We start from the raw sequence: 20590 nt of genomic DNA on the forward strand, positions 1-20590 counted from the left end.
TTACTAAGTCTGGAAAGGAAACGCAGAAATTCAAGGTTGTCAGAGAAGTAGAAAGCATAAAGCTAACCTATCTCTCATCTTTTTATAAAATACTTACCAAGGAAGCGAAGTTCCGTCGTAATTGATGAATTGACCAGAGTGTTCAACGGTGCTTTGGTCAATAACTTGTGCCAGCCCTTGAGCTGATGTCTCTGCATCTATAAGTGCATTTGGCCCACCCATTGTGGTGCGTACCCAACCAGGGTGCAAAGCAAGGACAGTAAAACCGTCAGGCGTTAAGTCATTGCTTAAGCTTTTGACTACGGAATTGAGTGCCGCCTTTGACGAGCGATAAATATAGCCGCCACCCGATGTATTCTCCGTCATACTCCCGACTTTTGAAGAGATGCAGGCGATTTTTTTCAACTGTCCTTGTTGCAGTTGTGGATAGAGCGTTTCGACCAGTTTAAGTGGCGCTATCGTATTAATCTCAAGTACTTTACGCCATTCATCCACATCGGTGTTTCCAAACCCATAACCTTTAGGGCCGTAGTAACCAGCGTTGTTAATCAAAAGGTCGATAGGTGGCAGGCTCTGAGCAAGTAACGCGATTTTTACGTAATCAGTAACATCCAGTTCATGCAAGCTCAAAGAGGAGTAACGTGCTCTCAAAGGTTGTAGTTCGTCACTGTCTATGACGTTACGGCTAGTAGCGTGGACGTTCCACCCGCGTTCAAGGTAAAGCTCTGTCAGACTCAAACCAATACCACGATTTGCGCCTGTGATAAAAACACTATGGGCCATTTTTAACTCTCTGGTAAGACTCGTTATCGAACTATTGTGTTAGCTGAGTGCGACAAAATCAACTAACCACCATGCACTAAACAACAGGGATATAAATACAGAGATAGCACAGAAGGAACCAAACAAAGCGCCTAGGACCGTAAATGTCGTTTTCTTCATCGTTGGAGTATGAAATTTAATTTTTAATGAAAATCATTATCAATTAAATTAATTTCTATTCAACCTTTGTAGTTGGTAATATTTCACAACGTTGTATGAAAAGAATGTCTCATGTTGCCACTGATATACCACCCTATATACTCAAAACTTGAATTGCCTGTAGGGCACCGTTACCCAATCATGAAGTATCAATATCTCTATGAAGAGGTACGTCGCGGTGTGCAAGCTGAGTGGGTACAGTTTTTTGAACCACAAGCGCTGTCAATTGAAGCGATCAAGCGCGTGCATGATGCGGACTATGTTGACTTACTGGTACAAGGAAATATGCCAGCCGCTAAAATGCGTCGAATCGGCTTTCCTTGGAGTGAAGCTCTGATCACTCGAACTCTGACGTCAGCGGCTGGTACGCTTCTGACAGCCGAAAAAGCGCTTGAGCACGGTATCGCACTGCACTTGAGTGGTGGTTACCACCATGCGCACAAAGATTTTGGTAGCGGATTCTGTTTGTTCAACGATTTAGTGATTGCGGCTAAACACATGTTGGATAACGAGCACGTTGATAAGATTTTAATTATTGATAGTGACGTTCATCATGGTGATGGAACCGCCACCTTGTGCCAAGAAGAACCTGACATCGTGACGCTTTCTTTTCATTGCGATAAAAACTTTCCTGCGAGAAAACCACAGTCTGATTTGGATGTTCCGTTAGCAAAAGGAACAGACGATGAAACATTTTTGATGACGTTTAAAGAGGTGGTCGAGATGGCGTTGAATCTCCATCGTCCAGATATGGTGATTTACGACGCTGGGGTAGATATTCATCAAGATGATGAGCTTGGTTACTTTGACGTATCGACTCAAGCAATTTTTGAGCGTGATCGGTTTCTTTTTCAACTGATGAAAAACAGAGGGATTCCTGTTGCCGCCGTTGTGGGTGGTGGATATAGAACAAACCACGCAGACCTTGTACCTATTCACATGCAGTTAATAAAAGCGGCGACAGAAGTCTTTGCCTCTTGATAGTTGAAGAAGGCAATTAGGCAGAACAAAGATCACTAACTTATTAGTGGTCTTTTGCTAAATGTGGCGGAGTGTTGGGCTTGTATTCAAGGAGGGATTTGTCCAAGTCCTTTCAAATCTGAATATACGAAAAAGCCCACTAATTTCTTAGCGGGCTTTTTCTAAATGTGGCGGAGAGATAGGGATTTGAACCCTAGATACGCTATTAACGTATGCCGGTTTTCAAGACCGGTGCTTTCAACCACTCAGCCATCTCTCCGTTGTTGACGCGAATAATATAAGGCTTTGAAAACCTTGTAAACCCCTAAATGATTCGTTTGAGTGTTTCCTGTTCGATTTTGTGTTGTTTGTTGCTTAAATAAACAAAAAGCCCTCCGTTTGGAGAGCTTTTCTATCAACTTTGAGTGTTCAACTATTCACTTTTAGAGTAAAAACGCTGTAACTCGGTTAAGCCTTGCATAAGAACCGGCAGTTTAGGCGTTTCATCACGCATGCGTTTGTAGTTCTCATCGTATAGCTTGTAGTTCCCGAACTTATCGATCACGGTAGTTTGGTTATTTGTGATGAGAGCAAGTTCTCGAGTATCACCAGCAAGAATCCAACGGCGACGGCTTTCGTCAAATAAGTTACGACCACTGCTGTAATCGTATGGATTGGACGATACACCAAGCATATCTTGCAGTAGCGTAACTGAAAGGTCTAAATGGCTCGTGCTGTGATTAAACTCACCAGCCATCATACCAGGCCAATGGATTACCATTGGCACCTGCAATTGGTAACGACTGTAGTTACTGTTTGCGCCCCAGCTATTGGTATTGGTTTCGTTAAACTCACTGCCATGGTTGGAAGTGACGATAACAACGGTGTTTGCCAATAATTGAGCGTCTTCAAGTGTTTTGATAATACCGCCGACTTTGTCATCCGCAGATTTCACGGCAAACTCATAAGCATTTTTGAAGCGTTCACTCGCCGACATATCTTCTTTCGAGTTCGACGGGATAGATTCAAAATTATCTACCGTAGTAACTTCGATGTAGCTGAACCAAGGCTGGTTCGCTTTTTCCGTTAGCCACATGTTCCAATCGGCGATAGATTGTTTATCGGTATGGGCTTGAGTACCATCCAGTTTTTCAGCTAGGTTTACGCCTCGGAAGACGATTTCTGAATAAAGGTCATCTTCAAAACCGCTGCCGCTAAACAAACCGAAGGTGTAGCCTTGATCTTTAAGTACATCAAGAAGTACAGGCGAGGCACCTTGTGCCTTGATGCTAGATGCGTAGCTCGTTGGTAAACCATAGAACAAGCCAAATGCACCATATGTATCATTGCTTGAGCTGTAGTGTTTACGGAAGTTTTGGTTTTGTTGTGCAAACTCGTAGAGGTTTGGCATTTCTTCTTGATTCAGCGCGTCGGCACGCAGGTTATTTACGCTGATCATCAACACGTTCAACTTGTTTACACGGCGGTTGAATTCAAGTTTTTCTAGTGGGTAGTTCACCAGTTCAACGTTATTTTCATTCTCCGCTAAGCGTTTTAGGTACTCTTCACGGTCAAGCAGACCATGTTTTTCCATAAAGCTTTTCGCCGTCATTGGGTAAGAAAGCGGGAAGTTTGAGCGTTGGCTCGTGATCGGATTATAGAAATAGGCATCAGCCCAAATGTAGACCAAATGGCTGGTCATAAAGCTCAAAAAGAACACGGCAGCCAGTGGACGACCAACGTGTTTGTGAGAAAGTTTGCGTTGTTTACGCCAAACCCATTCTGATAAGGCGAGCTGAACAAGGAATATCAGCGGCATCACAACAAACAGGTGTTGTAGATCCGAGCTTAACGCACTTTTATCATCGCTGAATAACAGCTCCCAAACCACAGGGGTTAGGTGCAGGTTTATTGATTGGTACGCTTGGGTATCAATCAATAAGATTGTTTGTCCAACAGTGGCAAAGATCACTGCCACCAAACGGAATAACTTCCGTGATGGCAGGACAAACGTCAACGGGAACAGAACCAATAAGTAGAGAGCGAAAACAAGGAAGCCAAAATGGCCAACCCACGAAACCGCAAGATAGAACTGACCCAGCAACGTCTCGGGCCAAGGCGACTGAACAATGTAGCGTGTGCCTATCAACATCGAAGCTACGATGTTGAAGAATGCAAACCAATGACCCCAACCAACCAGTCGAGATACACGTTCGCCGTATGAGTTTCCGCTGTCTACCATGTATGTGTTCTATTTATCCGTTATTAATGTGTTTTTGGTGTTTCTAATGAAGACATCAGCGCCTGAGCAAATTTTTCAGCAATCAGTTTGCGTTGTGAAGCTGCAACACGTTGATTTAAGACATTCGTTGCGATATTTCCGGCAATCATTAGCGTCAATTCAGGAGAAGCGGCATGTTTTTCAAGAACCAAAGCGACTTCAGCAAGAATTTTCTCTACTTGTTCGTCAGTATATTTAGATGTAATCGGCATAAAGACTCTAATAATGATAGTAAAAGCGGCTTATGATAACCTACAATGCCCATCAACTAAAACCTTGTAGCAAGATAAAATCACTATGAGCCTTCATCTTTCAAACGTTATTCTGCATCAACTGTGCAAAAACGATCAGGACGAACTGGTTGTTAAACTTCGTCCAGCATCACTAGAAAACGATGCTTCAACTGAAAATCTCGTCGCAGAGCTCCATCGAGTATTCCATTCTAAAGCTGGTAAAGGTTTTGGCTCTTTCCAGTCAGACAGCGAATTTCAATTTTGGCTTCAAGAAATGCGCAAAGGAGAGCGAGATTTTTACGACTTCTCACAAATTAGTGCAAATCGCCTGAAAGAAGAACTGATTAAGTACCCATTTGCGGATGAAGGCATTTTGGTTTTTGCTGAGTACCAAAGTTTAGCAACAGATTATCTTTTCATTGGTATCTTGCCGATGAACCAAAGCCTGAAAGTGACTGAGGGTTTGGACATCAGCGCGACGGACTACCTCGATATCACGAAGATGGACATCGCGGCGCGCATTGACCTTTCGAGTTACGAGACGGATAAAGAATCTAACCGTTACCTACAATACATCAAAGGGCGTGTTGGTCGTAAAGTCGCTGACTTCTTCCTTGATTTTCTGCAAGCCGATATTGGGTTAGACACGAAACAGCAAAACCTTGTGTTGATGCAAGCGGTGGATGACTTCTGTGCGGATTCTAAGTTGGAAAAGCAAGAAGTTAACGAGTACAAAAAGCAGGTTTATAACTACTGTAACGAGCAGATCAAATCTGGTGAAGAGGTTCAAATTTCTGAACTTTCTGGTGAGTTACCGCCAAGCCAAGATGGTACGAGCTTTATGGACTTCACCAAAGAGCAAGGTTACGAGCTTGAAGAATCATTCCCTGGTGATCGCTCAACGGTTCGTAAGCTGACTAAATATGTGGGTGCCGGTGGTGGTTTAAATATCAGCTTTGACAGCTTGTTATTGGGCGAGCGTATTTTCTACGATCCAGAAACAGATACGCTGACGATCAAAGGGACACCGCCAAACTTGAAAGATCAGTTAAGTCGTAACTAATTCTTATGAAGAGAGCCCTAGGCTCTCTTTTTTTATGTGAAGCAAGCACAGCCAGAGCTCAGAACATGGTATATGCTTGTAATTAATGGATTATATGAGGACTGAGCGTTGCATCAATTAAGAGCAGGGATTAAGCGGATTATTTGGTTCTTATTCATTTTGTGGTGTGTATTTTCTGCAACTCTTTGGTTTCAAGCAAAGCAGACGATGCAAACGCTTTCCACATTGAATGAACTCGGCAGTAAAGTTGAGGAAGTACGTAACTTCTTTAATTTTGAGTTGCCGTATCGAGTTAAGCATGTCGATCAAGTCTCACTCAAACTTCAGCTTGTGTACGCGGTTCGTCTTCAATTAGAAAGTGAGGTCTCTGATGCGAATGGGCCAGACGTCACGCAATTGCTTTATTCAACTGACCGATTTTTGGAAAGTGCACGCGCTTTTATTGGCAGTGATGGTGAGTTGGTATCGTTGGCGGAGCAACTGCACACCAGCCGAGGTGCGGAAAACAACTCGCAGCAAATTGAAAACATGTATTACCGCTTGGGAGCCTTGGTTCTTGAATCGATTTTTAGCGATTCCAACACCAATACGGATACCTATCGCGAACTGGATTTACTGTTCATCGAATCGGATTCACTGTCGACAGGGGAGCGTTCTGCATTTCAACGTCGACTCGCACAAACCTCAAGTGTTCTTGCGGCGAATGCGCAGGGCAGTTATTTGGCGAATCAGTTATTAAAGCCAGATTTTCCTAATCAGTTGGTGTCGATGAAGGCTACGCTCGAACAAAAACTGGTTTCTTTTATCTTTTGGCTCATTGTCGTGAGCGGTTGTCTGTTGGCGGTGGTTTCATGGGCTGTCTTCTCTAAAAATGCAGTGGCGAATTCAAGTTCATCAGATCCTGCCGTTTCTCAAACTGAAAACGCATCCAGTTCTTTAAAACACGAGAACAAAGCGCGTGAGTTGGCAAGTGATGCTCAAGCGAATAAAACGCAAGAGCTAACCCCTGATTCGCGACAAGAATTGCTGGCTCCGCAAGAACCGTTTATCGATATCAACAGAATGCTGGATTCGCTTTCTGGCGATGAAGGCGCTGTCCGAATGTTGCTCGAGGTCTTTATTCAAGATCATGCTGAAGATGGTTCTAAATTACATAAACTTCTAAACGAAGATATAGACAACGCGCAGCGCGCAGCGCACAGCCTGAAAGGGGTGTCAGGAAGTTTAGGTGCAATGCCCCTGCATTACATCTCAGGTGAGATAGAATTATTGATAAAACAGGGCAAAGAAGTACCGGATAATAAGCTCTGTCAATTAAGGGATGTATTACAACAAACAACACTTTTCGCAGAGAAAGTTCTCAACAGTGAAAAGATACGAGAAGTGCTAACAGATTGATATTCCTCTGACTTAAAATGTTGGCGGTTGAGGTATTAAAGGCGCGTTCGAACCTACACTTGGGTTCCGCTTAATTCCTGTTCTATACAATTTGATAAAGGTAGCTTCATGTCCATTCGTCGATTATCGTCACTAATGGTTTTGTGGTTGGTTACCACTCTTTCAGGGTGTTCCCTGTTAGAAGTGAAAATTGACAGCCAGACCGTTCCTCTCACTAAGCAAGAGCTTAATATGCGCATTTTAACGCGCGAATATGCACTTCAATTTTTTGCTCAAGTTGAGCAAGCCGCCGATGTGCTTCAAGAGCAGTATGATCCCAATGATAAAGTGAACCAGTCTTACGTCCTGCTGTGGAAGATCAATGCAGAAGAAGGCTTGCAAGCTGCAGCATATCAAGTCTCACCAATGGCTGCATTGATTGATACGTGGGTGTTCACTCATCAAATGAACCAGTTTTATGCAACGGGCGCTGGCCGTGACATTTTTGCTACGGATGAAGCCAAACAAGTCTCGGCACACTTAGCCAATGAGGTAGACCAGCTCGCTCAATCACTGTTGAAAAAAGAGGTTTACGATAAAACGAAGCTCTTTGTTGCTGACTTTGTTAGACAGTATCCGTTTGCTGATTTAAGCATGATTAGAACGCCCGCTTACCGTGCTTGGTTAGAAGCCAATCAAATCAGTGAGGAAGACGCGGTAACAACGTTGGGTACGATGCCGGAAGCATTGGGAGATGTATCCGATAGATTGAGTTTGGTCTCTGAACAAACGCCAAAGATCATGACTTGGAAGGCGCAGTTATTAGCGTTGAACAGTTCGGCAAGCATTGAGAAGGTTAATGCCGCTTTGAACAGTCTGCAAGTGACTGCTGACTCAATGAGAGATTTCATCGATAACAACCCTGAGTATATGCGTTATTTGGCTGAACAAATGGCGGTTGAACTGCAGCCTTTAGTGGACGACATTGACCAAAAAACCCAAGAGCGTTTGTCTCAATTAGGTGAAGAGCGACAAGCATTAGAAGAAATGGTGGCAAGAGAGCGCCAAGAGATCGCTCTGATCATCACTCATGAACGTGAGAAGTTTGCTCAGGATATGGATAGAGTGTCTCAAGAGGTTGTGAATCTCGCCATGACCAAGTTGATAGAGTTAGTGAAGAGCACAATTGTCTACTTTATTCTGTTCATTGCTGCGATATTCTTCGCTCCGCTTGGTTTAGGTTATGTGCTTGGCAAGCGAGCGGCGGTGAAAACAAAAGTTAAACAAAGCTAACGTGTAGTTTAGATACAAAAAAGAGCGCTAATGCGCTCTTTTTTTTGTCTTTCATTCGGAAGTGAGGTTCTTCCTAACTCTGCGAAGTTAAGCCGTTTGCTGCTTTAATTCGCCTTCAGCTTGTTCAACTGCTTCTGCTGTTGGTTCGCATTTATCAACAAACCAACCCATGTAAGACGTGAAGATAGTCACAATAATACATACAAAGCTTAGCCACATGAATGGGGCGTAAGACAGCGTAGCAACACCCAAAATACTTGCCATGTAGATACCGTTGTCACTCCAAGGAACCATGCCTGATGTTAGCGTGCCGCCAAATTCTGCGTTACGAGATAAGTTCTTACGTTTGTAGCCTAGACGGTCGTAATTCTTCGCACAGATTTTTGGTGTCAGGATAAGTGAAACGTACATCGCCGAACCAAACACGTTACCCATAAAGGCCGTACCGATTGTGCTTGTTGCCAGTGAACCTGCGCTTTGAACGCGTTTTTCAAACAGTTTTGCGATAGTTTCAAGCACGCCCACTTTGTCTAGCAGGCCACCAAAACCAAGGCCGAACACGATAACCGCTACCGAGCCAAGCATTGAAGACATGCCGCCACGGTTAAGAATCGAGTCGATAAAATCTACGCCAGATGAGATTGCAAACGGAGCCCAAGCAGTGTTGAACGCAGTCAGGAAGTCCACATCTTGAATCATTACTGCCCAAATAATACCTAGCAGAGAACCAAAACTGATCACTGGGAATGAAGGCATACGCATTGCTAGAAGTGACAATACTATGATCACAGGAACAAATGAGTAAGGCGTGATGTAGAACTGCTGTTCCATCGCTTTAATCACCGAGTCCACTTGGCTCATGTCTACTTGACCTGCGTAGTGGAAACCAAAAGCAGTAAACATAATGCCAGTGATCACGTAGCTGATCAGCGCGATAGGCAGCATGCCTTTGATGTGCTCCATCACTTCAACGTTAGACATTGATGAAGCAAGAATCACTGAATCTGATAGAGGCGACATCTTGTCACCGAAGTAACAACCTGAAAGTACTGCACCCGCTGTAATTGGGGCAGGAACGCCAAGACCTTGGCCAATCCCCATCATTGCGATACCTGCGGTACCTGCTGCACCCCAAGATGTGCCGGTTGCCAACGCAGTCAATGAACAGATGATCATTGTTGCTAGCAAAAAGATAGAAGGGTGGATGGCTTTAAGACCGTAGTAGATGATGGTTGGTACGATTCCGCCTGAAATCCAAGTGCCGACAAGTGCACCAACGGCAAGGAGAATCAATACTGCACCCAGACCATTAGAAATACCGTTTAGCGCGGCTTTTTCTAAGTCTTTGTACTGATGACCAAGTTTAAGACCCAATAGCATGATGATAAACCAGCCGATGTACAGCGCGAGCTGAATTGGCAGGTCTAGCTTGGCAGTAAAGGAAAATGCCAGAAGTAGAAATAAACCTAGCGAGATAAATACCTGTATCAAGCTAGGAAGGCGTGTTGTAACTTGCTTCATATGTGCCTCTGTCAATCTTGGAGCAATAGAGGAAGGCGCTCCTTGTTGTAATGGCGCATAACATACATTAACAAAAATTATATTTCGAATATTTGGTGTTTTATCTTGATGTTCGTCGGCTAAAACGTTTGCTTGTAAAATTAACTGCCAATTAACTTTAAAATCTATGTATTTAAATGTTGTGTGATGTGAATTTATTGTGCTTCAGTTGTTGTTTTCTCACTGAGTGGTAAGACCAATACGCTCGGAGTAGGGGATTTCCCTACTTGTTAATCGAGGAGTAAAGGCAGCAGAAATAGTTCGAAATTACGGCTAACGTGAATTTTCTCGGTAAAAGGGTAAAAATTGACCTCATTTACAAATTAGGGCTTGAGATTTTTCTGCGAAAAATGAACTATGGGGTAGGTTTAATTTATTACATGGAGAGTTATGCGATGAGAGTAGGTTTAGTTGGTTGGCGCGGCATGGTCGGTTCGGTTCTAATGCAGCGTATGGTCGAAGAAAAAGACTTTGACTTGATTGAACCAGTTTTCTACAGCACTTCTCAAGTAGGTATCCCTGCGCCTAATCTAGGAAAAGATGCAGGTATGCTTCAAGATGCCTTTGATATCGAAAGTTTAAAACAGCTTGATGCGATCATTACGTGTCAAGGTGGCAGCTACACTGAAAAAGTGTACCCAGCACTTCGTCAAGCAGGCTGGAAAGGTTACTGGATTGATGCTGCTTCAACGCTGCGTATGGCGGAAGATTCGATCATCACGCTAGACCCTGTGAACCTAAAACAAATTCAACATGGTATTCATGGCGGCACGAACACCTTTGTAGGTGGTAACTGTACCGTTAGCCTGATGCTGATGGGTCTTGGTGGCCTGTTTGAAAAAGGGTTGGTGGAATGGACCAGTGCGATGACTTACCAAGCGGCTTCTGGCGCTGGCGCGCAAAACATGCGTGAGTTGATCTCTCAAATGGGCGTTATCAACGATGCAGTAAGTTCAGAACTGGCAAATCCAGCAAGCTCAATTCTTGATATTGACAAGAAAGTTGCAGACACAATGCGTAGCGCGTCATTCCCTACAGACAAGTTCGGCGTACCACTAGCTGGCTCGTTGATCCCGTGGATCGATGTGAAGCGCGATAATGGTCAGAGCAAAGAAGAGTGGAAAGCGGGTGTTGAAGCGAACAAGATCCTTGATTCGCAAGGTTCTCCAGTTCCTATCGATGGTACATGTGTGCGTATCGGTGCGATGCGTTGTCACTCTCAAGCATTGACTATCAAGCTTAAGCAAAATGTGCCGATGGATGAAATCGAAGAAATCATTGCAACTCACAATGACTGGGTGAAGGTGATTCCAAACGATCGTGACATCACGGCTCAAGAGCTAACGCCAGCGAAGGTCACCGGCACTATGTCAGTTCCTGTTGGTCGTCTGCGCAAGATGGCAATGGGCGATGACTTCCTAAACGCGTTCACTGTTGGTGACCAATTACTTTGGGGTGCTGCCGAGCCACTGCGTCGTACGCTTCGTATTATCCTTTCTGAAAAAGCGTAATCGACAAAACTTCGTAAAAAGAGCTCCTATTTAGTAGGAGCTCTTTTTTTAACCTTCTATTTTAACCTTCACCTCGAACCACTCGTTTGTCCGGGTCGGCCAACTCGCTTCCACAATGTTTACAGTAGATAGCGTCCGAGTCATGTCCAGCTTGAGAGCAATTAGGGCACTTCACCAGTACTTTGTGGGATTGCATCTCTTGATGTAGCTCCGCTGTAAATATCCCTGTCGGAACCGCGAGAATCGAGTAACCCAAGAGCATGGTTATAGATGCCAGCGCTTTACCTAAGTTAGTTTGCGGAACCAAATCTCCATATCCTACGGTGGTTATGGTCACAATAGCCCAATAAATGCTTTTCGGAATACTGGTAAACCCGTTTTCTGGCCCTTCAACAATAAAAATCAATGAACCGAAAATCGTGACCAAAATGGCGACGGTTGTGAAGAAGATGAAGATCTTTCTGCGAGCCATTAGTAATGAGCGCAACAAAATATTGGACTCTTGCAGGTACCTCACCAACTTCAAGATACGGAAAATACGCATCACACGTAGTGCTCTGATCACGCCCATGAAAGAGGCGGATGGGAAGAACAATACTAAGTAAGTTGGGATGATCGCCAACAGATCGACAATACCGTAGAAACTTTTTGCGTACGCCACTGGTTTTGGCGAGCAATACAGACGTAGCAAGTACTCAATGGTAAACAGGCCGGTGAAGGTGTATTCAAGGTACTTCAGTTCTTTTGCCCACTCGGCACGTACCGAGGGAATGGAATCTAGAACGAGAACGGCTAACGAGCTGATGATGGCAATAATAAGCGCGATATCAAAAGCACGGCCGGCTTTGGTGTGGGTGCCAAATATAGTGACGTAAAGTGTATTTTTTAGAGAGTGAGTCGTCATGACAAAGCGATCCATTGTTGAATCGCTCTATCATAACGCCATTAATAAAATCAGGCTAATCCAGGGAACAAGTTACGTAAGCCGTTTGCAATAAACTCGATGCCTAGCGCACCAAGAATCAAACCCATGATACGTGTGATCACGTTGATGCCTGTTTGACCCAAGAAACGAACGATCAAAGGTGCCGAACGAAATAGCAACCAAGAACAAAGGCAAAATAGACCAATCGTGATAACGATGCCCACGGTATCGAACATACTTGGGTAACGCGCGCCATAAACGATTGTTGAGCTGATTGCACCAGGACCAGCCATTAGAGGCATCGCTAGTGGTACAACGCCGATCTGTTCGCGGCTAACGTACTCAGATTTTTCTTGTTTGTTCTGCTTATCCTCACCGAGCTTACCGCTCATCATCGAAAAGGCGATGCTTAACAGCAGCAAGCCACCCGCCACTCGGAATGAATCCAGTGAAATACTGAACATATCCAACAGTAACTGACCTGCAAGCAGGGAAATGATCAGGATCACGGCCACTGCCACATTGGCTGTTGTCGCGGTTTTGATCTTTTCTTCTGGTGTCATATGTCCGCTTAAAGACACGAAAACAGGCATGATGCCTACAGGGTTAACGGCGGCAACCAACCCCAAGAAAAACTGCAGGAAAATGGCTAGCTCTAAAGTCTGCATATTGCGTACTCGTAAATGTTCACATTAGTGAAAAACGGAAAGGGTAAATTTACACCAATCTATCGGGTTTTGTTGCTAAGTAAATTCGTGGGAGGTGACTACAGTTAGAAAGGGATGGATAACTGCGATATGCACCTTTGTTCTTATCGAATTTCTGCGCAATTATTGGAACATCTACTTACCAGATTCCAGATTGGTTTTCGGCGCTAAATGTAAGGCAAAAGTGCATTAGGAAGAAATGAAAAAAACTAACGTATTGACCCCACTATTTGTGAGAAAAACTAATTTTTTAATAAAATGTATCTAATCTGAGAGTGAAGTGTTACATAGGATGTTGCTGTGAAATTGTGCTGTTTTACACAAACGTTAACATTCGCACATTTTTGATAAAAACAAAGGTGGTTTGTAGAGAGATGTATTTGATTCGATATACTCTCAGTAGCACAAAAAATTAGGCCTACATGTAATTTTGTTGGCTAAAAATGAAACTTTTTTACAGGTTGTTGTTGTTTCTTTTATTTTTTTGTCTGTTTGCTTGTTTTTTATGCAATAAATAAGTTGGTTTAATTTATTTGTTTATCAAATAGTTACATTAAATTGTTGTGGTTAACCACTACTTTGGTGGTATTTCGAGTGTGAGAACTGATCCAAGTCAATTTTTTTCACACTCTGAAATATTATACTCAGTCCTGAAAGCAATTTACTAAGACGTTTGTTCTCTAAGTGACTGATAAACAGTAAAAACGAAAGACAATTGCCTTAATAAAAAGTTTTTAATATTTGTTAATTTTAGGAGAATCCCTATGCCTGTAACTAATATGGCTGAACTAGATGCAATGATTGCTCGCGTTAAGAAAGCGCAAGAAGAGTTCGCTACTTACTCTCAAGAGCAAGTAGACAAAATCTTCCGTGCAGCGTCTCTTGCAGCTAACCAAGCTCGTATCCCTCTAGCGCAACAAGCGGTAGAAGAATCTGGTATGGGTATTGTTGAAGATAAAGTAATCAAGAACCACTTCGCTTCTGAGTTTATCTACAACAAATACAAAGACGAACAAACGTGTGGCATCCTAGAAGAGGATGACAACCTAGGTACTATGACTATCGCTGAACCTGTAGGTATCATCTGCGGTATCGTACCAACAACTAACCCTACATCTACAGCGATCTTCAAATCTCTAATCTCTCTGAAGACTCGTAACGGTATCATCTTCTCACCACACCCACGTGCGAAAAACTCTACTAACGATGCAGCTAAACTTGTTCTAGATGCAGCAGTAGCAGCAGGTGCACCAAAAGACATCATCGGTTGGATCGACCAACCTTCAGTTGAGCTATCAAACGCTCTAATGAAACACGATGACATCGCGCTTATCCTTGCAACTGGTGGTCCAGGCATGGTTAAAGCAGCTTACTCTTCTGGTAAGCCAGCAATCGGTGTAGGTGCAGGTAACGTTCCTGTAGTTATCGATGAAACAGCAGACATCAAACGTGCAGTTGCTTCTGTACTAATGTCTAAAACTTTCGATAACGGCGTAGTATGTGCTTCTGAGCAGGCTGTAATCGTAGTTGATGAAGTTTACGACGAAGTGAAAGAGCGTTTTGCTTCTCATAAAGCTCACGTTCTATCTAAAACAGATGCTGACAAAGTACGTAAAGTGCTTCTAATCGACGGCGCGCTAAACGCGAAAATCGTTGGTCAACCAGCTACAGCTATCGCTGAAATGGCGGGTGTTAAAGTTCCTGCAGATACTAAAGTGCTTATCGGTGAAGGCCTAGGCAAAGTATCTTACGATGACGCATTTGCTCACGAGAAACTATCTCCAACTCTAGGTATGTTCCGTGCAGACAACTTCGAAGATGCAGTTGCTCAAGCCGTAACAATGGTAGAGATCGGCGGTATCGGTCACACATCTGGTCTATACACTAACCAAGACGTGAATGCAGACCGCATCCGTTACTTCGGTGACAAGATGAAGACTGCTCGTATCCTAATCAACATTCCGACTACACACGGTGGTATCGGTGACTTGTACAACTTCAACGTTGCACCTTCTCTAACTCTAGGTTGTGGTTCATGGGGTGGTAACTCTATCTCTGAGAACGTAGGTCCTAAGCACCTAATCAACAAGAAAACTGTAGCGAAGCGAGCTGAAAACATGTTGTGGCATAAACTACCTAAGTCAATCTACTTCCGTCGTGGTAGCCTTCCAATCGCACTTGGCGACCTAGAAGGTAAGAAACGCGCATTCCTAGTAACTGACCGTTTCCTATTCAACAATGGTTACGCTGATGACGTAGTAAGCCTACTGAAAGCTCAAGGCATGGAAGTTCAAACATTCTTCGATGTTGAAGCTGACCCAACACTATCTGTAGTAGAAAAAGGTGCGGCTCAAATGGCTAGCTACCAACCTGACGTTATCCTAGCGCTAGGCGGTGGTTCTCCAATGGATGCAGCGAAAATCATGTGGGTAATGTACGAGCACCCAGAAACTCACTTTGAAGAACTAGCAATGCGCTTTATGGACATCCGTAAACGTATCTACAAGTTCCCTAAAATGGGTAAGAAAGCTGAGCTTGTATGTATCACTACAACTTCAGGTACTGGTTCAGAAGTTACTCCATTCGCAGTTGTTACTGACGACAAGACTGGTGCTAAGTACCCACTAGCTGACTACGAAATCACGCCAAACATGGCTATCGTTGATGCGAACCTAGTAATGAACATGCCTAAGTCTCTAACAGCGTTCGGTGGTTACGATGCAGTAACTCACGCTCTAGAAGCTTACGTATCTGTTCTTGCGAACGAATACTCTGACGGTCAGGCTCTTCAAGCACTTAAGATGCTAAAAGAATACCTACCATCAAGCTACGCGAATGGTGCAAATGACCCAATCGCTCGTGAGAAAGTTCACAACGCAGCAACTATCGCTGGTGTAGCATTTGCGAACGCATTCCTAGGTGTTTGTCACTCAATGGCGCACAAACTAGGTGCAGAGTTCCACTTGCCACACGGCCTAGCTAACGCACTACTAATCTCTAACGTGGTACGTTACAACGCGAACGACAACCCAACTAAACAAACTGCGTTCTCTCAATACGACCGTCCACAAGCACGTCGTCGTTACGCTGAAGTTGCAGACCACCTAGGCCTAAGCCAAGCTGGTGACCGCACTGCTCAGAAGATTGAACGTCTACTAGCATGGTTGGATGAACTAAAAGTTAACCTAGACATCCCAATGTCTATCCAAGCGGCAGGTGTTGCTGAAGCTGACTTCGTAGCGAAACTAGACGAGCTAGCGGTTGAAGCGTTCGATGACCAATGTACTGGTGCGAACCCACGCTACCCTCTAATTAGCGAGCTAAAAGACGTTCTACTAGCTTCTTACTACGGTAAAGCTTTCGTTGAAGGTGAAACTTTCGAAGGTACTACAGTAATCAAGAAGAAAGCAGACCAAGAAGCAGCGAAATCTGCTCCTAAAGCTAAAAAAGAAAAAGCTGACGCGTAATTAAGAGTCGCTTTGAGTAAGGTTTTCGCTAGCACGAAACCTTAATCGGGAAAAGGTTAAAGCCCCAGTCAAATGACTGGGGCTTTTTTTGTTTAGGTATCGGAGGTTGCTTACATCGGAGCCGGGAAACACAGAGTAATGGTGTATGTTTACACTTCGGTCGCAACTACTCGGCCACTGAAGTATTCATTCGCGACGATGTACGCTGTGTTACGGACCAGTTCGTCTTGGATCTCTGCCCAGTGCCTTTCGTCAAGATCCTCTCGTGTATGACTGACAGAGGGAATGACGCCGCCGACGCGGATATTGAAAGGGGTGAGCTCTTTTGCCCAGCTGTGCGTAAAGCCAGACACCAAAGCCGCCATGCTTTCAACACCAGTCAGATCTTCGTGGTTATCATGCGAAATGACATTCACGATCACGCCTTTTTTATTGCGCGCTCTAAATCGTTCCGCGCCGACTTGCCCGTAGGTATAGAGAAAACGTGCTGCGGAAGAAAGGTGGTCGATATAGATACTCATTGGTTCTGGCGCCATTAGGCTTGGCATCGGTGAGCTCGTCCAACAATTAACGATAACATCTGGGGTTGCTCTGAGCTGCGATTCGATCTGATCAAACAATAGGTTTATAGATGTGGGGTTATCACTACACACATTCATTGCATAGACTTTGTCGGTAAATGCGCGGATCTGATCATAACTCGCCTTTAGGGCGCTTGAATTTTGGTCACACAGGATCAACGTCGCTCCGAGATGAGCGAAATGGCTGGAGCACGTTCTTCCGATGACCGAACCCGCAGATGTGACGAGAATGATTGACTCTTTAATATCCATAACACCTTCACTGTATCCATGTGTGAAAAACAATACACCAGTGGTTTGTGCTATCAGCATGGTTGAAATTCGTTGAGCTCAGTGTGAAAGGCTTCAAACTAACGCTTTCGAGTAAGGACTATTGTGCGGTAATTTGTAAGGCGTCACATTTCTGACGTGTTGATACTGCAAGCTGTTGGATGAAAAGCTGATCTCTATGCTTGAGCTTGGATCTGATACTGACGTTGAGCCGTCACTAGCTGATTGTAGAGGCCCGCATCAGGGATAAGGCTCTTGTTACGCTCACCTAAAGTGCGGCGCTCGTGGCCTGACAAATTATGATAAACGTCTTCAGGAAGATCGAACGTATCTTCTGGCAAGTAGGTTAGGGCGTCTGGTTTTAGGTAGTGGCTCAACTTTGCAGATGGCAGACCCGCATTATGGAATTGTTTCGCTTGTAATGCGGCGAGCTCGTAGCTGCTGCTATCGGAGCGCAAAGCTTGAGGCTGAGAGAGCCCAAACTGTTGACGAAGAATCTCGTCGCTTGTGGCCGTTTCTTTAATTTCTTCAACCGGTACGACATCTCGAACATCGTTTGAGAACATAGACAAAATCAGCGAAAAATCGGCACGACGACCTTCGTGAACAGCATGGTTGATACCGTTGCCGAACTGAATTTCGTTGATAATTGCTGCTTTGTCTAACGTATGAATTTGCATGATGTTCCTCTTGAGATGCTTTTATAACGGCGCATCAAAGAAGAACTTTAGGAAAAAGAAGAGATTAAATGGGTATTTTTAAGCGAGAAAAGAAAAAGCTCGCTGATTCAGCGAGCTTTTAAAATAAGACTAAATTGAACTAGGGGGAAGTCAATTACTTCGCTAAGTTCTCAGCTACGAAGTCCCAGTTTACAAGAGCCCAGAAGCCGTTCATGTAATCAGGACGTACGTTGCGGTAATCGATGTAGTACGCGTGTTCCCATAGGTCAACAGTTAGAAGTGGAGTAGTACCTTCTTCTGTTAGTGGCGTTGCTGCGTTAGAAGTGTTAACGATTTCTAGAGAACCGTCAGCTTTCTTAACTAGCCAAGTCCATGAAGAACCGAAGTTGTTGATTGCTGCGTCAGTGAACTTAGCTTTGAATTCTTCGAAAGAACCGAATGCTGCGTTGATTGCGTCTGCAACTGCGCCAGTTGGTTCGCCGCCCGCGTTTGGAGCAAGACAGTGCCAGTAGAACGTGTGGTTCCAGATTTGCGCTGCGTTGTTGAATACGCCACCAGTAGAAGTCTTGATGATCTCTTCTAGAGTTTTGCCTTCGAACTCAGTACCAGGGATAAGACCGTTAAGCTTAACAACGTAAGTGTTGTGGTGCTTACCGTGGTGGTAGTCTAGAGTCTCTGCTGAGATGTGTGGTTCTAGTGCGTCTTTCGCGTAAGGAAGAGCTGGTAGTTCAAATGCCATTACTCGATTCTCCATTGATATGAAAGGTTAACCTTTCGATTGCTTCCAGTGTTTTTTTATAGCTATGTAGCCTTTACGGCTGACTTGCTAGGTATTTTAGCAAGTTTTTACTTTATTAAAACCCCGATATGAAAATATTTTGAGATGCTAAGTGTTGTTCATGCTCCTCCACTTACCAACGAAGTGGTAGTAAGCGGTCAAACTTTTTGCTTTTAAATCATCTCAGTATAAACCGTATCAATTATATGGTTTTTATTCTGTCGTTATTGAGTAGAATGTGGCAAATAAACAAGTTCACATCCATGAATGAGGAAGCGATGGAAACTATCGACAAAATCAAACAGCAGATCTCTGAAAACTCAATCCTGCTGTATATGAAAGGCTCACCGAAACTGCCAAGCTGTGGTTTCTCTTCTCAAGCATCACAAGCGCTAATGGCATGTGGCGAGAAGTTCGCTTACGTAGACATTCTACAAAACCCAGACATCCGCGCTGAGCTACCAAAATACGCACAATGGCCAACGTTCCCACAACTATGGGTTGAAGGTGAGCTAATTGGTGGTTGTGACATCATTCTGGAAATGTTCCAGAAGGGTGAACTTCAGCCTCTAATCAAAGAAGCTGCAGCACGCGCTGAAGGTCAAGCTGAGTAATTCGTAAATACTCACATTTGGCGATAGAATACGAAGGAGCCGCATTGGCTCCTTTTTCTTTTTTAGGTTAGTGGAATGAACATAAAGCTTTATTATGTTTCGCCACCTTGCCTAACCTTCCTAATCGTTGCTATCCCTTGCTATACATAGAGTATAAGTAACTCATCAATCTGACTGTGACCTATGAATAACGACAAAAGCTGACCTTTGTCGCCACTTTGTCGCCATTATTGGCAGCTAGATATTGAGATTTGTTAGTGGATTAAAGCGTACAGCATCACTCAGGTGGTTTGGCGAAAAATGAGCGTAAATCATCGTATGATCGATGTGCTGATGACCGAGGATTTCCTTCAACACAAGAATGTTGCCACCATTTGTCATAAAGTGGGTTGCGAAGGTATGGCGTAAGACGTGAGTCGCTTGACCTTCCGGTAAATGGGGGAGGGCTTTAGTTAGCCATTTGTATGCTACGCCGTAACCGCAAGTGAAAAGCCGGTCATTGGTTGGTTTATAAATTTGGTTAAACAACTCTTCAGAAATCGGTACCGTCCTGTTCCGTTTGCCTTTGGTGTCGTTGTAGGTAATGCGGTATTTCGTCAGGTTAGAGCCTTTAAGATAAATCGCTTCTCTAATGCGTGCCCCCGTCGCTAGGCATACTTTGTATATCTTCGTTAGTTCATCACCAACTGGGCTTTGTTGAGCCACTTCAAACAAGTGGTGAATTTCCTGCTCAGTCAGAAACGCCAGTTCGGACTCCGGTTTTTTGATTGCCTCAATACCATCAGCTGGATTAGGTAGTTTCCACTCTCCAAGCTTTATCAACTTATTGAACATCGCTTTTAGCAACCCAAAGTCCACATTATTTGAAGCGATAGAAAGTTCTTTGTGTTCTTGCCCTCTACCTTTGTTTGAACGGCTAGAACGATAAGTGGCGAGTTGTTTCGCGTTAAGGTGTGAAGCGATAGGGTTGCCCAAGTCTAAAACCATGCTTTCTAAACGCAGGCGAGTATGATCACCGGACTTGAGATTCTTGCCATGTAGCTTAAACCACAACTCGACCAACTCAGAAAAACGACGGTGATCGGGTTTGTCACCAAGCCAGGGCTTGTCGTTAACTTCGCGCATGGTGAACTGTTCAAAAGAGACTGCTTCACCTTTAGTAGCAAAGCGTTTGCGAATGCGCTTACCAGCTCGACCCTGTGGGTAACACTCACAGAGCCAAGGTTTTTTTCTGCCGTCTTTTAGGTTTCGGATAGACATAATGGGGTATCATTACTGTTTTTATATACAGTAATGATATTTGGAGAAT

Annotated in this window: 17 protein-coding genes and 1 tRNA gene; 7 read left to right on the top strand and 11 right to left on the bottom strand. The window is 44.0% G+C overall.

Annotated elements, in window-relative coordinates:
- Positions 1-93 precede the first annotated feature (93 nt).
- Positions 94-783, bottom strand: a complete 690-nt coding sequence (locus ACF8OV_RS16335) for an SDR family oxidoreductase (RefSeq protein ID WP_020838690.1) — start codon at positions 781-783, stop codon at positions 94-96.
- Between the two features lie 270 nt (positions 784-1053).
- Here ACF8OV_RS16335 and ACF8OV_RS16340 point away from each other — a divergent pair, with 270 nt between their 5' ends.
- The gene (locus ACF8OV_RS16340) at positions 1054-1962 is read left to right on the top strand and encodes a histone deacetylase (protein ID WP_020838691.1); all 909 of its coding nucleotides are present in this window, start codon (positions 1054-1056) and stop codon (positions 1960-1962) included.
- A 168-nt stretch (positions 1963-2130) separates the two neighbouring features.
- Here the strand turns inward: ACF8OV_RS16340 and ACF8OV_RS16345 are convergent.
- The 3 genes from ACF8OV_RS16345 to ACF8OV_RS16355 all read right to left on the bottom strand — a co-directional run bounded on the left by ACF8OV_RS16345 (position 2131) and on the right by ACF8OV_RS16355 (position 4434).
- Positions 2131-2221: transfer RNA gene (locus ACF8OV_RS16345), tRNA-Ser, on the bottom strand.
- 153 nt (positions 2222-2374) lie between these two features.
- The gene (locus tag ACF8OV_RS16350) at positions 2375-4183 is read right to left on the bottom strand and encodes a DUF3413 domain-containing protein (RefSeq protein WP_005461736.1); all 1809 of its coding nucleotides are present in this window, start codon (positions 4181-4183) and stop codon (positions 2375-2377) included.
- Between the two features lie 23 nt (positions 4184-4206).
- The gene (locus ACF8OV_RS16355; RefSeq protein ID WP_005461743.1) at positions 4207-4434 is read right to left on the bottom strand and encodes a YejL family protein; all 228 of its coding nucleotides are present in this window, start codon (positions 4432-4434) and stop codon (positions 4207-4209) included.
- An 85-nt stretch (positions 4435-4519) separates the two neighbouring features.
- Between ACF8OV_RS16355 and yejK the strand changes: the two genes are divergently transcribed.
- The 3 genes from yejK (at position 4520) to ACF8OV_RS16370 (ending at position 8188) form a co-directional block, all read left to right on the top strand.
- Entirely contained in the window at positions 4520-5518 is a 999-nt protein-coding gene (gene yejK, locus ACF8OV_RS16360; protein ID WP_005461746.1) for a nucleoid-associated protein YejK, read from the top strand.
- A gap of 207 nt (positions 5519-5725) precedes the next feature.
- Entirely contained in the window at positions 5726-6916 is a 1191-nt protein-coding gene (locus ACF8OV_RS16365; protein ID WP_373366516.1) for an Hpt domain-containing protein, read from the top strand.
- Positions 6917-7024: 108 nt separating this feature from the next.
- Positions 7025-8188 carry a chemotaxis protein gene (locus ACF8OV_RS16370; protein WP_140122081.1) on the top strand — a complete coding sequence of 388 codons (1164 nt, stop codon included), beginning with the start codon at positions 7025-7027 and terminating at the stop codon, positions 8186-8188.
- An 87-nt stretch (positions 8189-8275) separates the two neighbouring features.
- Here the strand turns inward: ACF8OV_RS16370 and nhaC are convergent, their stop codons facing one another.
- Positions 8276-9709: a Na+/H+ antiporter NhaC gene (gene nhaC / locus ACF8OV_RS16375; protein ID WP_005494466.1), complete on the bottom strand. Its 1434-nt coding sequence runs from the start codon at positions 9707-9709 to the stop codon at positions 8276-8278.
- Between the two features lie 434 nt (positions 9710-10143).
- On the opposite strand from nhaC, the gene asd reads away from it, so the two are divergent.
- The gene (gene asd, locus ACF8OV_RS16380) at positions 10144-11259 is read left to right on the top strand and encodes an aspartate-semialdehyde dehydrogenase (RefSeq protein WP_317675843.1); all 1116 of its coding nucleotides are present in this window, start codon (positions 10144-10146) and stop codon (positions 11257-11259) included.
- 61 nt (positions 11260-11320) lie between these two features.
- Here the strand turns inward: asd and ACF8OV_RS16385 are convergent, their stop codons facing one another.
- Both ACF8OV_RS16385 and ACF8OV_RS16390 read right to left on the bottom strand, forming a co-directional pair.
- Entirely contained in the window at positions 11321-12178 is an 858-nt protein-coding gene (locus tag ACF8OV_RS16385; RefSeq protein ID WP_005461750.1) for an ion transporter, read from the bottom strand.
- 35 nt (positions 12179-12213) lie between these two features.
- Complete coding sequence (locus ACF8OV_RS16390) at positions 12214-12852, bottom strand: YchE family NAAT transporter (protein WP_005461786.1); 639 nt, start codon at positions 12850-12852, stop codon at positions 12214-12216.
- A gap of 803 nt (positions 12853-13655) precedes the next feature.
- Here ACF8OV_RS16390 and adhE point away from each other — a divergent pair.
- Positions 13656-16358 (top strand): bifunctional acetaldehyde-CoA/alcohol dehydrogenase, encoded by a 2703-nt coding sequence (gene adhE / locus ACF8OV_RS16395; RefSeq protein WP_005461748.1) that lies wholly within the window; start codon positions 13656-13658, stop codon positions 16356-16358.
- A 149-nt stretch (positions 16359-16507) separates the two neighbouring features.
- On the opposite strand, the gene ACF8OV_RS16400 is transcribed toward adhE, so the two are convergent.
- The 3 genes from ACF8OV_RS16400 to sodB form a co-directional block, all read right to left on the bottom strand.
- Entirely contained in the window at positions 16508-17251 is a 744-nt protein-coding gene (locus ACF8OV_RS16400; protein ID WP_005494469.1) for an SDR family oxidoreductase, read from the bottom strand.
- A gap of 134 nt (positions 17252-17385) precedes the next feature.
- Positions 17386-17889, bottom strand: coding sequence for a VC2046/SO_2500 family protein (locus ACF8OV_RS16405; RefSeq protein ID WP_005494471.1), 504 nt, complete (start codon positions 17887-17889; stop codon positions 17386-17388).
- 154 nt (positions 17890-18043) lie between these two features.
- Positions 18044-18628 (bottom strand): superoxide dismutase [Fe], encoded by a 585-nt coding sequence (sodB, locus tag ACF8OV_RS16410; protein ID WP_005485383.1) that lies wholly within the window; start codon positions 18626-18628, stop codon positions 18044-18046.
- A 317-nt stretch (positions 18629-18945) separates the two neighbouring features.
- On the opposite strand from sodB, the gene ACF8OV_RS16415 reads away from it, so the two are divergent.
- Positions 18946-19281 (top strand): Grx4 family monothiol glutaredoxin, encoded by a 336-nt coding sequence (locus ACF8OV_RS16415; protein ID WP_005494473.1) that lies wholly within the window; start codon positions 18946-18948, stop codon positions 19279-19281.
- A gap of 237 nt (positions 19282-19518) precedes the next feature.
- On the opposite strand, the gene ACF8OV_RS16420 is transcribed toward ACF8OV_RS16415, so the two are convergent.
- A complete protein-coding gene (locus tag ACF8OV_RS16420; protein ID WP_274024153.1) occupies positions 19519-20541 on the bottom strand; it encodes a tyrosine-type recombinase/integrase in 1023 nt (340 codons plus the stop codon).
- Between the last annotated feature and the right edge of the window lie 49 nt (positions 20542-20590).

The sequence above is a fragment of the Vibrio sp. GLN_1 genome (assembly GCF_043106015.1).
GTDB lineage: Bacteria > Pseudomonadota > Gammaproteobacteria > Enterobacterales > Vibrionaceae > Vibrio > Vibrio parahaemolyticus.

Excerpts from the sequence above, each read along its gene's own strand:
- ACF8OV_RS16340 (WP_020838691.1), top strand. The coding sequence starts at position 1,054 with ATGTTGCCACTGATATACCACCCTATATACTCAAAACTTGAATTGCCT.
- ACF8OV_RS16385 (WP_005461750.1), bottom strand. The coding sequence starts at position 12,178 with ATGGATCGCTTTGTCATGACGACTCACTCTCTAAAAAATACACTTTAC.
- yejK (WP_005461746.1), top strand. The coding sequence starts at position 4,520 with ATGAGCCTTCATCTTTCAAACGTTATTCTGCATCAACTGTGCAAAAAC.
- ACF8OV_RS16405 (WP_005494471.1), bottom strand. The coding sequence starts at position 17,889 with ATGCAAATTCATACGTTAGACAAAGCAGCAATTATCAACGAAATTCAG.
- ACF8OV_RS16350 (WP_005461736.1), bottom strand. The coding sequence starts at position 4,183 with ATGGTAGACAGCGGAAACTCATACGGCGAACGTGTATCTCGACTGGTT.
- ACF8OV_RS16400 (WP_005494469.1), bottom strand. The coding sequence starts at position 17,251 with ATGCTGATAGCACAAACCACTGGTGTATTGTTTTTCACACATGGATAC.
- ACF8OV_RS16355 (WP_005461743.1), bottom strand. The coding sequence starts at position 4,434 with ATGCCGATTACATCTAAATATACTGACGAACAAGTAGAGAAAATTCTT.
- ACF8OV_RS16415 (WP_005494473.1), top strand. The coding sequence starts at position 18,946 with ATGGAAACTATCGACAAAATCAAACAGCAGATCTCTGAAAACTCAATC.
- sodB (WP_005485383.1), bottom strand. The coding sequence starts at position 18,628 with ATGGCATTTGAACTACCAGCTCTTCCTTACGCGAAAGACGCACTAGAA.
- ACF8OV_RS16365 (WP_373366516.1), top strand. The coding sequence starts at position 5,726 with ATGCAAACGCTTTCCACATTGAATGAACTCGGCAGTAAAGTTGAGGAA.
- nhaC (WP_005494466.1), bottom strand. The coding sequence starts at position 9,709 with ATGAAGCAAGTTACAACACGCCTTCCTAGCTTGATACAGGTATTTATC.
- ACF8OV_RS16420 (WP_274024153.1), bottom strand. The coding sequence starts at position 20,541 with ATGTCTATCCGAAACCTAAAAGACGGCAGAAAAAAACCTTGGCTCTGT.
- adhE (WP_005461748.1), top strand. The coding sequence starts at position 13,656 with ATGCCTGTAACTAATATGGCTGAACTAGATGCAATGATTGCTCGCGTT.
- ACF8OV_RS16390 (WP_005461786.1), bottom strand. The coding sequence starts at position 12,852 with ATGCAGACTTTAGAGCTAGCCATTTTCCTGCAGTTTTTCTTGGGGTTG.
- ACF8OV_RS16335 (WP_020838690.1), bottom strand. The coding sequence starts at position 783 with ATGGCCCATAGTGTTTTTATCACAGGCGCAAATCGTGGTATTGGTTTG.
- asd (WP_317675843.1), top strand. The coding sequence starts at position 10,144 with ATGAGAGTAGGTTTAGTTGGTTGGCGCGGCATGGTCGGTTCGGTTCTA.
- ACF8OV_RS16370 (WP_140122081.1), top strand. The coding sequence starts at position 7,025 with ATGTCCATTCGTCGATTATCGTCACTAATGGTTTTGTGGTTGGTTACC.